Raw genomic sequence first — 13,719 nt, forward strand, 5'->3', positions numbered from 1 at the left:
GCGCTTGACGCCCCGACACAAGGAGCATGACCATGGCCGAAGACAGCGTGACGATCGACACCCGGACCATCGACGACAATGTCGACCAGCGGCAGGTCGAGTTCGAGGGCGACGTCAGCGGCACCCGCTATCCGTTCGCGGTGCAGTACGACGTGCTCGAGGCGCTGAGCACCAAGGTCCCCGATTCGGACGCGGTCGCGCTGTTCCACCAGCATGCCGACGCGATCGCGACGCTCGGCGTCACCGCGCTCGCCCGCGACCCCGACCAGGAGATGATCGTGATCAGCGAGAACGACCTGGATTAGGTCCAGGTATGCCCGTCTTCCCAACACCCAAACCCGTCATCCTGACGAAAGTCAGGACCCAGAGCCAAGCAGCGCTGCCGCCCGTAACCCTGGGTCCTGACGTTCGTCAGGATGACGGGTGAATATCGCTCGACGCCGACGCCCCGCCGGGCGATCATCGGTCACGGCCCGGCACGCGCCCAAGGCCGCATTGGAGACGGACGATGAAGGCATTCTCGAGTCTGATCGCGGTGGCGCTCGTCACCAGCGGCGGTATCGCCAGCGCGCAGACCGCGTCGCCGGCGGTGACCAAGGCATTGGCGAACCCCGCGCGTGCCGACCAGCAGGTCGACGACGCGAAGCGCAAGGCCGCCGAAGTCCTCGCCTTTTCCGGCGTGAAGCCCGGCGACACCGTGATCGATTTCCTGCCCGGCGCGCGGTATTACTGGACCCGCATCTTCACAGAGATCGTCGGCCCCAAGGGCCACGTCGACGCAATGTGGCCCGCCGCGATGAGCGCGCGCGTCGACAAGACCCGGCCGGATTTCACCGCGATCGGCGCGACCAACGCGACCCTCGTCGCGTCGCCGACCAACCTGCCGACCTCGACCCGCCCGGTCGACCTGTTCTGGACCGTGCAGAATTATCACGACATCCCCAACAACGGTGCTGGTGAACCGGCGCTGCGCGCGTTCGATGCCGCGGTATTCAAGCTGCTGAAAAAGGGCGGCACCTATGTCGTGATCGACCACGCCGACGCGCCCGGCACCGGCCTGGCCGGCACCGAGAAACGGCACCGGATCGATCCCGCAGCGGTGAAGACGCAGGTCGAGGCCGCCGGCTTCCGCTTCGTCGGCCAGTCCCGCGTGCTCGCCAATCCCGCCGACGACCACAGCAAGGTGGTGTTCGACCCTTCGATCCGCGGCAAGACCGACCAGTTCGTCTACAAGTTCCGCAAACCGTAAGCCCTATTAGCCCGTCATCCTGACGAAAGTCAGGACCCAGAGTTACGGGGCGCAGCGTGCGCGACCCTGGGTCCTGACTTTCGTCAGGATGACGGCGGGGGGCTGGGATGCGCGGCACTCCTCAACGAGGGGCTACCCGTCGTCCCCCTCCCGATAGTCCAAAGCCGCCTCGACCTCCGCCTCGGACACCCCGAACGCCGCCGCGATTCCCGCGACCGAAACACCGCGCCCGGCAAATGCGCGGATGCGGTCGGGCTCGACGACGGTCTTGAACGACGACGTATCGCGCTCCTCGTGCCGCCCCGTACCCGGCTCCTGCTTGCCGGTCCGCCGCCGCCGCCCGGTGGTCAGCTTGACGCCGGTATCGATCCCGAGCTGCGACGCGCGCAGCCCCAGCACCGCGGTCTCGGCCTGCGCGCGCTCCTGCCGCGCCCGTTCACGCGCCTCGGTTTCCACCTGCCGTTGCACCGCACGCTCCTCGACGCGAGCAAGCGCCGCCTCCGACCGCGCCTGCGCGCTTTCGGCCCGCGCCGCCTCCCGCAGGCGCGCGCGTTCGGTGCGGCCGGTGGCGGGGGGCAGGGTGCCCCCCAGCAACGACGGCCAGCCTCGCGAATCGGTCATGACAGCCGGCTCAGCGCGTCGGCACGGGCTCGGCGCCCGAATAATCATAGAAGCCGCGCTTGGTTTTCCGCCCGAACCAGCCGGCATCGACATATTTCACCAGCAGCGGCGCCGGCCGGAATTTGGGATCGCCGGTCCCCTCGAACAGCACGCGCGTGATCTCCAGGCACGTGTCGAGCCCGATGAAGTCCGCCAGCGTCAGCGGCCCCATCGGATGGTTGAGCCCCAACTGGCAGGCGAGGTCGATGTCCTGCACGCTCGCGACGCCTTCGCCGAGCGCGAAGCACGCCTCGTTGATCATCGGCATCAGCACGCGGTTGACGATGAACCCCGGCGCGTCGTTGGCGTGCACCACCTGCTTGCCGAGCGTTTCCGCATACGCCTCGACCGCCGCCACCGTCGCGTCCGACGTGGCCAGGCCGCGGATCAGCTCGATCGGCCGCATCACCGGGACCGGGTTGAAGAAATGCACCCCCATGAACCGCGCCGGGTCATGCGCGGCCTGCGCCAGCCGGGTGATCGGGATCGACGAGGTGTTCGACGCCAGGATCGCATCGGGCCCCATCACCTTGGCGACTTCGGCAAAGATCGCGCGCTTGATCGCCTCGCGCTCGGTCGCTGCCTCGACCACGATTGCGCAGTCGCCCATCGCCGCCACGCCGTCGACCGGCTCGATATTGGCCAGCGTCGCATCGCGCGACTCGGCGTCGATCTTCTCCTTCTCGACCAGCCGCGCCAGCGCCTTGGCGATCCCCGCCTTGCCCGCCTCGGCGCGCTCACGCGAGACGTCGGCGAGCAGCACGCGGTAGCCCGCCTGCGCCGATACCTGCGCGATCCCCGCGCCCATCTGTCCCGCCCCGATCACGCCTATGGTCTGCATCACGATCCTCTCGATTCTTCTCTGCCGCTCCGATAGCGGGTTTGGCGCGGCTGTGCAGTCCGCTAAACGGGGGTCATGACCCGTTTCGTCCTGCCCCTGCTGCTCGCCCCGTCGATCGCGCTCGCCGCCTGTTCGCCGCCGAGCGCGGACATCGCGCCCGACCCCGTTCCGACCCACAACGCCGCACCGGTCGAGCCGCTCCCTGCGCCGACTCCGACGGCAGCGGCGCCGACGGCGCCGGTCGCGATCGCGGACGCGAAGGCGGTACCGAAACAGGGCGTTTTGAAGACGTTCGGCGACTGGGCGGTGGGCTGCGACAACGGCCTGCGCTGCACGCTCGCCTCGCTGCTGCCCGAAGTGGGCGGGGGCGACAACGTCACGCTCAACATCGTCCGCGAGGGCGACGGCGAGACCAAGACCTATATCGATTCGCGCGACGAGGCGATTCGCCCCGCCAGCCTGTGGGTCGACGGCCGCAAGATCGCCACCAAACTCAGCCCCGAATCGTCGCTCGATATCGCCGAGGCACTACCCGCGGGCCGCCACCTCGAACTCCGCAACCGCAAGGACGAGGCGGTCGCGACGGTGTCGCTGAAGGGCGCGGCGGCGGCGATGCGCTATGCCGACGCGGTGCAGGGTCGCGCCGGCACCCCCGATGCGCTGGCCGCCAAGGGCAAGGCGACCAAGGTCGTCGAGGCGCCTGCGCTGCCTATCATCGTCGCACCGTCGATCACGGGGGAGGCCGCAACGCCGACCGCGGCGCAACTGGCGACGATGCGCAAACAGGCGAAATGCGACATCGTCGACAACAAGACCGGCGTGATGTCACCCGAGGCGCACGCGATCGGCGGCGGCAAGACGCTGGTCATCCTGCCCTGCTCCAGTGGCGCGTATAACCTGATCGGTGCGCTGTTCGTGATCGACGGCACGACGGTGACGCCCGCAGACGTCGATTCGCCCTCGGGCTTCGACGAGACCGGTGCCGATTCGCAGACGCCGGTGCGCAGTGTCGTCAACGGCGCCTTCGACGATGGTTTGCTGACGAGCTATGCCAAGGGCCGCGGGATCGGCGATTGCGGCGTCCAGCAAAGCTATGTCTGGGACGGCACCCGCCTGCGCCTCACCGAACAGAGCGCAATGAGCGAATGCCGCGGCAACCCCAACTACATGACGACCTGGCGCGCAAAGGTGATCCGTCGCTGACCTCTCCGTCATCCCGGGCTCGTCCCGGGATCCAGAGCCCCAAGCGACATCGATCGTAACTCTGGATCCCGGGACGAGCCCGGGATGACGTCAAGGCGCAGGCCGCTCCGCCTGCGCCTCGGCCAGGTACAACGAGAACAACCCGTCGGGATCGCTCCACTCGGCGATCGGCGTCCACCCGCCCGACCGCAGCAAAATCTTCGCATCGCGCAGCCCGTATTTATGGCTGTTCTCGGTGTGAATCGTCTCGCCCGCCGTCATCGCAAACGCCTGCCCGTCGATCGTGAAGTCGACGTCGCGCGTCGCTTCCAGGTGCATCTCGATCCGCGCGCGATCGTCGTTCCAGATCGCACGGTGATGGAAAGCGTCGACCGGGATCGTGCCGCCCAGCTCGCGGTTGATCCGCTCGAGCAGGTTGAGGTTGAACGCTGCGGTCACCCCCGCCGCATCGTCATAGGCCGGCACCAGGATCTCGGGATCCTTGATCCGATCCATCCCGACCAGCAGCATCGCGCCCAGACCCAGCGACGTGCGCATCGTCCGCAACAGGTCGACCGCCATCAGCGGAATCATGTTGCCGATTGTCGACCCCGGAAAGAAGCCCAGCTTGGGCGTCTCGGCGATGGTCTGCGGCAGGCTCAGCGGCCGCATGAAATCCGCCTCGAACGGCAACACCAGCAGCTCGGGGAACTGGTTCGACAGCACCCGCGACGATTCACGCAGGAAATCGCCCGAAATGTCGATCGGGACATAGACCAATGGCGCGACAGCCTCGAGCAGGATCGGCGTCTTGGTCGACGATCCCGATCCGAATTCCACCACCGCACGACCCTCGCCCGCGATCGTCGCAACCTCGGGCGACGCGGTGCGCAAAATGCCCGCCTCGGTCCGGGTCGGATAATATTCGGGCAGGTCGGTGATCGCCTCGAACAATTCCGACCCGCGCCGGTCATAGAACCAGCGCGCCGGGATCGCCCGCGGGCGACGCGCGAAGCCGGCCAGCACGTCGGCGCGAAACGCCGGGTCGGCGAGGGACTGCTCGCCGTCCTCGATTTCGGGCTTCAACATCAAAGGTCCTTTGCGAGCCGCACGCCGGTGAACTGCCAGCGCTGGTGCGGGTAGAAGAAATTGCGATAGCTCGGGCGGGCATGCCCCCGCGGGGTGGCGCAACTGCCGCCGCGCAGCACGAACTGCCCGCTCATGAACTTGCCGTTATACTCGCCGACCGCGCCCTCGACCGGCTTGAACCCGGGGTAGGGGCGGTACGCGCTGCCGGTCCATTCCCAGACGTCGCCGAAAAACGCCGGGTCATCGGTCGCGGGGCGCGGTTCGCACGGGCCTGCGACGTCGAGCTGGTTGCCACCGTCCGCGTAGTAAGAGGATGCGGCCGCCTCCCATTCGAACTCGGTCGGCAGTCGCGCGCCGGCCCAGCTGGCATAGGCATCGGCCTCGAAGAAGCTGACATGCGTGACCGGAGCGGCCGGGTCGATCGCGCGGCGGCCATCGAGCCCGAACCGGGTCCAGCCGCCATCGCGCTCTTCCCAATAGAGCGGCGCGACGATGCCCTCGGCCTTCACCCAGGCCCAGCCATCGGCGAGCCAGTGGCGTGCCTCGCGGTAGCCGCCATCGGCGATGAACGCCGCCCATTCGCCGTTGGTCACGGTGCGGTCGGCGATCGCATGCGGCACCAGCAGGGTGTCGTGGCGCGGCCCTTCGCAGTCGAACGCGAATTCCTCTCCGCCATGTCCGACCTGCACGATTCCGCCCGCGCGCTCGATCCAGCCGACCGGCCCCGGCATTTCCACCGGCACCTTCCGCGGCGCCGGCCACATCGCCGGCTCCAGCGGATTCTCCGACAGCAGATGGCAGATGTCGGTGATCAACAGCTCCTGGTGCTGCTCCTCGTGATGACAGCCGAGCACGACCAGCGCCTGCACCTCGGGCGCCAGCGACGGCAGCGCCGCGACCAATGCGCTATCCACCGCGGCACGATAGGCGCGGACCTCGTCGAGGTTGGGACGCGTGATCATCCCGCGACGATCGCGCGCATGACGGCGGCCTTCCGCCTCATAATAGCTGTTGAACAGGAACGGGAAGCGCGCGTCATGCAGCTTATAACCAGGCACGTGATCGCGCAGCACGAACGTCTCGAAGAACCAGGTCGTGTGCGCCAGATGCCATTTGGTCGGCGATGCGTCGGGCATCGACTGCACCGTCGCGTCGGCATCCGACAATGGTGCGGCCAGTGCCAGCGACAGGTCGCGGACTGCAGTGAAACGATCGGCCAGATCGGACGAGCGATCTGGCGCTAGGCGGGGGTGGTCGGACATCCAGGCTCCTTCAGCTGGACCGGACGCCGATCTAGCCCCGGGTTGCTCCCGGCTGCCACAGAACGTCCCCGGCCCCGTTTTGGTTCACGTGGCGTGATGCGACGAACAGGAAGTCCGAAAGCCGGTTGATATACGCGAGTGCCGCCGGGTTGACCGGCTCGACGATCGCTACCGCGGATCGCTCCGCGCGCCGCGTGATCGCGCGCGCCAGGTGCAGCGCCGCGGCACCCGCCGATCCGCCCGGCAGGATGAAGCTGCGCAGCGGCGACAGGCTGTCGTTCATCGCATCGATCGCGCGCTCGATCCGCTCGACCTGCGCGGGCACGATCCGCAGCACCATCTCGGACGGCGCGAAATCGGCGCCCGGCGTGGCCAGATCGGCGCCCAGGTCGAACAGGTCGTTCTGGATCCGCGCCAGTTCGGCCGCGATCGGATGGTCGGCCAGTGCTACCGCGGCGATCCCCAGCGCGCTGTTCGCTTCGTCGACATCGCCGATCGCCTGCATCCGCGGATCGGCCTTCGACACCCGCGATCCGTCGACGAGCCCGGTGGTGCCGTCGTCGCCGGTGCGCGTGTAGATGCTGTTGAGCTTGACCAATTCAGGTGCGGCCGGCGGCGAACAGGATCACCACGACGATCAGGATCGCGATCGCTTGGAAGAAGATCCGCTGCTGCATCATCCGGTTCGATTTCAGCGACGCCGCGCTCGGACCATTGCCGTCCTTCACCGCCTGCGTCCCCTCCTGCAGGAACGAAATGATCCCGCGCACGAGGGCAACGAGCGTCGCGATCATCGCCGCGACCAGAAGGATGACGAGGAAAGTGTTCATGACACTAATCTAGGCGCGAGGGGGTGGGGTAGCAATGGGGGCGGCCACGTCCGCACAACAACCGTTCCCCCGCGAACGCGGGGGTCCAGGGTTACAAACGGTATCGTTCGAGACTCCTGGGCTCCCGCGTTCGCGGGAGAACAGGAAGAGGCCGCTACTTCTGCACCGCACACAGCTTGCGCAGCTGCTGGTATTCAACCTGGCTCTCGTACAGCGCGGCATTGCCCTCGGCATACACGAACGGCTGGAACCCCATATACTCGCGCTTGACGTTCTTGCTGTTGACCATCCCGTAATAGCCATTGCCTGACGGACACGGCACCACGTCGCGGAACTTCGCGGAGGGGGATTCGATCACCTCGCCGCGCACCGCGTCGATCGCGTCGTCGACGCCCGGCTGCCCGCATCCGAACAGGCACAAGAGCGGGCAGAGGATCAGGATGCGCATGGGGGGTATGTAGCGACTGGCGAGGGCGGTGCAATCGGGGACGGATCATACCACCACCCCCGCCATACCCCCGCTCGTCATCCTGACGAAAGTCAGGACCCAGAGCCCCGAACGCGACCGCCCGTAACCCTGGGTCCTGACGTTCGTCAGGATGACGGAAGTGAAGATCGCAATCGCTCGGCCAAACCCGCACCATCCTCCCCCGCTAGCCGTCGCGCCTCCAACGTCGGCGCGCCATCCCGCTTCGCCAGCCGCCGCCCGTCCGCATCCACCACCAGCGGATGATGGCGATACGCCGGCACCGGCAACCCCAGCAGCGCCTGCAGCACGCGGTGGACATGCGTCGCCTCGAACAGGTCGACCCCGCGCACCACGTCGGTCACGCCCTGCGCCGCATCGTCCAGCGTCACCGCGAGATGATAGCTCGACGGCGCATCCTTCCGCGCCAGCACGACATCCCCCTGCGGTAGCGGATCGGCCACGACGGTCCCCGCGGACGCATCATGCCAGGTCAGCGGCCCCGTCACCTCCAGCGCCTTCGCCATGTCCAGCCGCCAGCAATGCGGGACGTCGAGCACCGGCGGATGCAGCCGGCACGTCCCCGGATAGGCGGGCGCCATCTCGCCCTGCGGCGCCGACGCGCTGGCCGCGATCTCGGCGCGCGTGCACACGCACGGATAGACCAGCGCCATCGCCTTCAACCGCTCCAGCCCCGCGGCATAGGTCGCCAGCCGATCCGACTGCACCACCAGTTCGTCCCATTCCAGCCCCAGCCAGCGCAGGTCCTCAAGGATCGCAGCGACATGCTCGAGCCGGCTCCGCGTCCCGTCGATATCCTCGATCCGCAGCACGAACCGCCCGCCGCGCGCGCGTGCGAAGTCGTGCGCGCGGATCGCCGACGCCGCATGACCCAGGTGCAGCCGCCCGGTCGGGCTCGGCGCGAACCGCGTCACGACTTGACCCCGGCCTTCGCTCCGTGCTGTCATGCCTTTGTCATCGCGGTGCGTCATTGGCGTCCTCAGCGAAGCCTGTGTGGGAGGAGCCGTGTTTCACCCCGATCTGATGCGCCATCCGGATGGGTGTCCGGCGCTCGTGCTCAATGCCGATTATACGCCGCTCTCCTATTATCCGCTCAGCGTGTGGCCGTGGCAGACCGCGGTCAAGGCGGTGTTCCTCGATCGCGTCGACATTGTCGCCAACTACGAACGCGAAGTGCGCAGCGCCAGTTTCGCGCTGAAGCTGCCCTCGGTGATCGCGCTGAAGCAATTCGTGCGTCCGTCGCAATTTCCCGCCTTCACCCGGTTCAACCTGTTCCTGCGCGACAAGTTCGCCTGCCAATATTGCGGCAAGCCGAAGGACCTGACCTTCGATCATGTCATTCCGCGCGCGCAGGGTGGCCGCACGACGTGGGAAAACGTCGTCACCGCGTGTGCGCCGTGCAACCTGAAAAAGGGCGGGCGCACGCCTCGGCAGGCGGCGATGCCGCTGCATATCGAACCGATCCGGCCGACCAACTGGCACCTGCAGGAACATGGCCGGCGCTTCCCGCCCAATTATTTGCACCAAACCTGGCACGACTGGCTCTATTGGGACGTCGAACTGGAGGCGTGAGCGCCGCCGGTGCTCCGGGAGAATAGATATGCGCGTGATGATCGGAGCGGCGTTTGCCGCGGGGCTGATACTGTCTGGGTGCAGCGACAAGAAGGCCGCGAACGCGCAGGCGGATGCCAAGGCGGCGGGCTTCGTGCCGCCCTCGGTGACCTCGCGGCTCGATTACGGCAGCGCAATGGAGCGCCGGTTCCGCGCGCTCGATCGCAACGGCGACGACAAGATCAGCAAGGACGAACTGCCCGTCCGCAACGCGTCGCGGCTGCTGGCGTACGACCGCAACAAGGACGGTTCGATCTCCGCGATCGAATTCAGCGAAGGCAGCCTTGCGCGGTTCGACGCGATGGACCTGAACCACGACGGCACCGTCACCACCGAGGAACGCGTGGCTTCCCGCGGCCGCTGACGCTCCTGCTCCGAGACGCTCACCCCGCCGCCGTCATGCCAGCGTAGGCTGGCACCTCAAGCGGTGAGGGTGGGACACTGCAACGGGAGACCCCAGCCTGCGCTGGAGTGACGGTCGCAGTCAGATCGACGGGCACCATAGAATCGCCCCGGTTGACCTGATCCGCACCGCAGCGCAGCATATCGCCATGGCCAATCTCCCCCCGATCGCGAACAATTCCGACATCCGCTTCCTCGGCACGCTGCTCGGCGACGTCATCCGCGCCTATGGCGGCGAGCGATTGTTCGAAGCGACCGAGGCGATCCGCAAGGCATCGGTCGAGCGCCACCGCGGCAACGGCGCCGACGATGCAGTCGACCTCAGCCTCGAAAAGCTCGATCTCGACGAGACGCTCGATTTCGTCCGCGGATTCATGCTGTTCAGCATGCTCGCCAACCTTGCCGAGGATCGCCAGGGCATCGCGGCGGAACAGGGCGCCGACCTCGCTTCCGCGCTCGCCCAGCTGGAGGCGGCGGGTATCGACCGCACCCAGGTCCGCGCGCTGCTCGATCACGCGCTGATCGCCCCCGTGCTCACCGCGCACCCCACTGAAGTGCGGCGCAAGAGCATGATCGATCACCGCAACCGCATCGCCGACCTGATGCTGCTGCGCGACGCCGGCCGCGAGACCACGCCTGACGGCGACGGCGTCGAGGACGGCATCCGCCGCCAGATCGCGCTGCTGTGGCAGACTCGCGTGCTGCGCCGCGACCGGCTTTACGTCACCGACGAGGTCAGCACCGCGCTCAGTTACCTGCGCGACGTCTTCCTCCCCGCGCTGCCCGCGCTCTACCAGCGCTGGGACCGCGCACTCGGCGCCCGGGTGCCGAGCTTCCTCAAGCCCGGCAGCTGGATCGGCGGCGACCGCGACGGCAACCCCTATGTCACCGCCGACTCGCTCAAGGCCGCACTCGCAAAAGCCAGCGAAGCGGTGCTCGATTATTATCTCGACGCGATCCACGCGCTCGGCGCCGAACTCTCGATCTCGACCGAACACGCCGCCGCCGACCCCGCGGTCGACGCGCTGGCGGAGGCAAGCGGCGACACCGCGCAGAGCCGCAGCGACGAGCCCTATCGCCGCGCGCTGACGGGCATCTACGCCCGCCTCGCCGCGACGCATCTCGCCTTGACCGGCAAGCCCGCGCCGCGCCCCGGACGGCTGATCGGCGAGCCCTATCCCGATCCGCAGGCCCTGCGCGCCGACCTCGTCGCGATCGCGCACGGGCTGGCCGCGGTCGGCAGCGGCACGCTCGCCAGCGGCGGCGCGCTCGGCCGGCTGATCCGCGCGGTCGAGACGTTCGGCTTCCACCTCGCGACGCTCGACATGCGCCAGAACAGCGCGGTCCACGAACGCGTCGTCGCCGAACTGCTGAAGGTCGCCGGCGTCGAGGACGACTATCTGTCGCTCGACGAGGACGCCCGGATCGCGCTGCTGCGCCGCGAGCTCGCCAATGCCCGCCCGCTCACCTCGCGCTTCTCGGACTATAGCGAGGAAACCGCGGGCGAACTCGCGATCGTTCAGGCCGCGGCCGACGCGCATGCGACCTACGGCCCGGCCTGCATCGTCAACTACATCGTCTCGATGGCGCAGTCGGTCAGCGACCTCCTCGAAGTGAACCTGCTGCTCAAGGAGGCCGGGCTCTACCGCCCCGGCGACACGCCGACCGCTGCGATCATGGCGGTCCCGCTGTTCGAGACGATCGGCGATCTGGAGGCCGCGCCCGGCGTCATGACCGCCTGGTTCGCGCTCCCCGAAATCGCCGTGATCGCGCGCAAACGCGGTCATCAGGAGGTGATGATCGGCTATTCGGACAGCAACAAGGACGGCGGCTACCTGACCTCGACCTGGCAGCTGTCGAAGGCGTCGACCGCGCTGAAACCCGTGTTCGCGGCGGCCGGTGTCGGCATGCAGCTGTTCCACGGTCGCGGCGGTGCGGTCGGGCGCGGCGGCGGCTCGGCGTTCGCGGCGATCCGCGCGCAGCCGCCCGGCACCGTCCAGGGCCGTATCCGCATCACCGAACAGGGCGAGGTCATCGCCGCCAAATACGGTACGAGAGATGCCGCGATGTCCAACCTGGAGGCAATCGCGTCGGCGACCCTGCTCGCCAGCCTCGAACCCGAGCGCCTCTCGAACGCCGACAACGCGCAATTCTCCGGCGCGATGGATGCGCTCAGCGACACGGCGTTCCGCAGCTACCGCGACCTAGTCTACGGCACGGAAGGCTTCCGCACCTTCTTCCGCCAGATGACGCCGATCGCCGAGATCGCCGGGCTGAAAATCGGCAGCCGCCCCGCCAGCCGCACCAAGTCCGACCGCATCGAGGATTTGCGCGCAATTCCCTGGGTGTTCAGCTGGGCGCAGGCGCGCGTGATGCTGCCGGGCTGGTACGGCGTCGGCCAGGCGATCGCCGCGCACCCCGACAAGGCGCTGCTCGCCGAGATGGCGCAGGGCTGGCCGCTGTTCGCCTCCGCGCTCGCCAACCTCGAGATGGTGCTCGCGAAGTCGGATATGGGCATCGCCGCGCGCTACGCCGAGCTGGTCGAGGACGACGCTCTGCGCGGCATCTTCTCGACGATCCGCGACGGCTGGCACCAGACCCATGACGGCCTGCTGGAGATCACCGGTCAGTCGCGACTGCTCGAAAAGCACTCCGCGCTGGAAGCCTCGATCCGCCTGCGCCTGCCGTATATCGAGCCGCTCAACCTGCTCCAGATCGAACTGATCAAGCGCCGCCGCGCCGGCGAGGACGATCCGCGGATCGGCGAAGGCATCCTGCTGTCGATCAACGCGATCGCCACCGGTCTGCGCAACAGCGGTTGATGACGCGCGCGCCGCGCGCCGCTAAAGCGCCGGCATGACCGATCACACGCCCGATCCCGCCCTGCTCGCCAAGGCGGAAACGCTGACCGAAGCGCTGCCGTATCTCCAGCGCTATGCCGGCAAGACCTTCGTCGTGAAATATGGCGGCCACGCGATGGGCGACCCAGAGCTGCAGCGCGACTTCGCCGAGGACATGGTGCTGCTCAAGGCGGTCGGCATCAACGTCGTCGTGGTGCACGGCGGCGGCCCGCAGATCGGCGCGATGCTGAAGCGCCTCGGCGTCGAATCGCGCTTCGTCGACGGCCTGCGCGTGACCGATGCGGAAACCGCGCAGATCGCCGAAATGGTCTTGGCCGGATCGATCAACAAGGAAATCGTCGGCTGGATCGGCCAGGCCGGCGGCCGCGCCGTCGGCATCTCGGGCAAGGACGCCGGGCTGGTCCTCGCGCAAAAAGTCGGTTCCGCGCGTGAACCCGACCGGTTGCAGGGCATCGAACGCCATGTCGACCTCGGCTTCGTCGGCGAGCCGATCGCAGTCGACCGCAAGATTCTCGACACGCTGCTGACCGCCGGCATCATCCCAGTGGTCGCGCCGATCGGGATCGGCGCCGATGGCCACACCTACAACATCAACGCCGACACCATGGCCGGCGCGATCGCCTCGGCGATGGGCGCGGCACGGTTCTTCCTGCTGACCGACATCGTCGGCGTGCTCGACAAGCAGGGCGAACTGCTGACCGACCTCGACCCCGCCCGCGTCGCCGAACTGCGTGCCGACGGCACCATCACCGGCGGCATGATCCCCAAACTCGAAACCTGCGTCGCCGCGGTCGAATCCGGCGTCGACGCCGCCGTCATCATAGACGGCCGCGTCCCCCACGCGATGCTGCTGGAGATCTTCACCAAACAGGGTGCGGGCACGCTGGTCAGCGCAAAGCTCGGCACGCGGTAGGCGTACGCCGTCACCCCGGCGAAGGCTGGGGTCTCCCGTTGCGGCACGCGGCCCCACCCCCGTCATCCCGGGACGAGTCCGGGATGACGACCCCGAACGTAGCGCGCTCCCCTCCCTGGAAGGGAGGGGTCGGGGGTGGGTCGGCTCGGGGCAGGCGCGGCGGTCCCACGACAGCAACCCACCCCCAACCCCTCCCTTCCAGGGAGGGGAGAAGATTCAGGGCGTTCCCCCCCGCCGTCACCCCAGCGAAGGCTGGGGTCTCCCGTTGAAACGCCCCGCGCCCGCCGCATGAGATGCCCGCCTGCGCTGGCATGACGGACGTGTACCGTGAC

15 protein-coding genes are annotated in these 13,719 nt (G+C 68.0%); 7 read left to right on the forward strand and 8 right to left on the reverse strand.

Going from position 1 to position 13,719, the window contains the following annotated elements; all coding sequences use genetic code 11:
• Positions 1 to 32 precede the first annotated feature (32 nt).
• Complete coding sequence (locus tag SJY20_RS02095) at positions 33 to 305, forward strand: hypothetical protein (RefSeq protein WP_380784956.1); 273 nt, start codon at positions 33 to 35, stop codon at positions 303 to 305.
• A gap of 203 nt (positions 306 to 508) precedes the next feature.
• Positions 509 to 1,249, forward strand: coding sequence for a class I SAM-dependent methyltransferase (locus tag SJY20_RS02100; protein WP_380784957.1), 741 nt, complete (start codon positions 509 to 511; stop codon positions 1,247 to 1,249).
• A gap of 132 nt (positions 1,250 to 1,381) precedes the next feature.
• Here the strand turns inward: SJY20_RS02100 and SJY20_RS02105 are convergent, their stop codons facing one another.
• Both SJY20_RS02105 and SJY20_RS02110 read right to left on the reverse strand, forming a co-directional pair.
• Positions 1,382 to 1,870 carry a hypothetical protein gene (locus SJY20_RS02105; RefSeq protein WP_380784958.1) on the reverse strand — a complete coding sequence of 163 codons (489 nt, stop codon included), beginning with the start codon at positions 1,868 to 1,870 and terminating at the stop codon, positions 1,382 to 1,384.
• Between the two features lie 10 nt (positions 1,871 to 1,880).
• Positions 1,881 to 2,750 carry a 3-hydroxybutyryl-CoA dehydrogenase gene (locus tag SJY20_RS02110; protein ID WP_380788517.1) on the reverse strand — a complete coding sequence of 290 codons (870 nt, stop codon included), beginning with the start codon at positions 2,748 to 2,750 and terminating at the stop codon, positions 1,881 to 1,883.
• Between the two features lie 75 nt (positions 2,751 to 2,825).
• Here SJY20_RS02110 and SJY20_RS02115 point away from each other — a divergent pair, with 75 nt between their 5' ends.
• Positions 2,826 to 3,953, forward strand: coding sequence for a DUF1176 domain-containing protein (locus SJY20_RS02115; protein WP_380784959.1), 1,128 nt, complete (start codon positions 2,826 to 2,828; stop codon positions 3,951 to 3,953).
• A gap of 90 nt (positions 3,954 to 4,043) precedes the next feature.
• Here SJY20_RS02115 and egtD read toward each other — a convergent pair whose 3' ends face one another.
• The 6 genes from egtD to gluQRS all read right to left on the reverse strand — a co-directional run bounded on the left by egtD (position 4,044) and on the right by gluQRS (position 8,547).
• Positions 4,044 to 5,021 carry an L-histidine N(alpha)-methyltransferase gene (gene egtD / locus SJY20_RS02120; protein WP_380784960.1) on the reverse strand — a complete coding sequence of 326 codons (978 nt, stop codon included), beginning with the start codon at positions 5,019 to 5,021 and terminating at the stop codon, positions 4,044 to 4,046.
• A complete protein-coding gene (egtB, locus tag SJY20_RS02125; protein WP_380784961.1) occupies positions 5,021 to 6,283 on the reverse strand; it encodes an ergothioneine biosynthesis protein EgtB in 1,263 nt (420 codons plus the stop codon). The genes egtD and egtB overlap by 1 nt, the downstream gene beginning before the upstream one ends.
• Positions 6,284 to 6,314: 31 nt before the next feature.
• Positions 6,315 to 6,881 carry a cob(I)yrinic acid a,c-diamide adenosyltransferase gene (locus SJY20_RS02130; protein ID WP_380784962.1) on the reverse strand — a complete coding sequence of 189 codons (567 nt, stop codon included), beginning with the start codon at positions 6,879 to 6,881 and terminating at the stop codon, positions 6,315 to 6,317.
• Position 6,882: 1 nt separating this feature from the next.
• Positions 6,883 to 7,113: a twin transmembrane helix small protein gene (locus SJY20_RS02135; protein WP_380784963.1), complete on the reverse strand. Its 231-nt coding sequence runs from the start codon at positions 7,111 to 7,113 to the stop codon at positions 6,883 to 6,885.
• Between the two features lie 154 nt (positions 7,114 to 7,267).
• A complete protein-coding gene (locus SJY20_RS02140) occupies positions 7,268 to 7,561 on the reverse strand; it encodes a hypothetical protein (RefSeq protein WP_380784964.1) in 294 nt (97 codons plus the stop codon).
• 146 nt (positions 7,562 to 7,707) lie between these two features.
• The gene (gene gluQRS, locus SJY20_RS02145) at positions 7,708 to 8,547 is read right to left on the reverse strand and encodes a tRNA glutamyl-Q(34) synthetase GluQRS (RefSeq protein ID WP_380784965.1); all 840 of its coding nucleotides are present in this window, start codon (positions 8,545 to 8,547) and stop codon (positions 7,708 to 7,710) included.
• Between the two features lie 58 nt (positions 8,548 to 8,605).
• On the opposite strand from gluQRS, the gene SJY20_RS02150 reads away from it, so the two are divergent.
• The 4 genes from SJY20_RS02150 to argB all read left to right on the forward strand — a co-directional run bounded on the left by SJY20_RS02150 (position 8,606) and on the right by argB (position 13,387).
• Complete coding sequence (locus SJY20_RS02150) at positions 8,606 to 9,172, forward strand: HNH endonuclease (protein WP_380784966.1); 567 nt, start codon at positions 8,606 to 8,608, stop codon at positions 9,170 to 9,172.
• Between the two features lie 28 nt (positions 9,173 to 9,200).
• Complete coding sequence (locus SJY20_RS02155; protein ID WP_380784967.1) at positions 9,201 to 9,575, forward strand: hypothetical protein; 375 nt, start codon at positions 9,201 to 9,203, stop codon at positions 9,573 to 9,575.
• A gap of 187 nt (positions 9,576 to 9,762) precedes the next feature.
• Complete coding sequence (gene ppc / locus SJY20_RS02160) at positions 9,763 to 12,435, forward strand: phosphoenolpyruvate carboxylase (protein WP_380784968.1); 2,673 nt, start codon at positions 9,763 to 9,765, stop codon at positions 12,433 to 12,435.
• A gap of 34 nt (positions 12,436 to 12,469) precedes the next feature.
• Complete coding sequence (gene argB, locus SJY20_RS02165; protein WP_380784969.1) at positions 12,470 to 13,387, forward strand: acetylglutamate kinase; 918 nt, start codon at positions 12,470 to 12,472, stop codon at positions 13,385 to 13,387.
• The last annotated feature ends 332 nt before the right edge of the window (positions 13,388 to 13,719 follow it).

Source organism: Sphingomonas sp. R86521, assembly GCF_042466235.1.
Taxonomy (GTDB): domain Bacteria; phylum Pseudomonadota; class Alphaproteobacteria; order Sphingomonadales; family Sphingomonadaceae; genus Sphingomonas.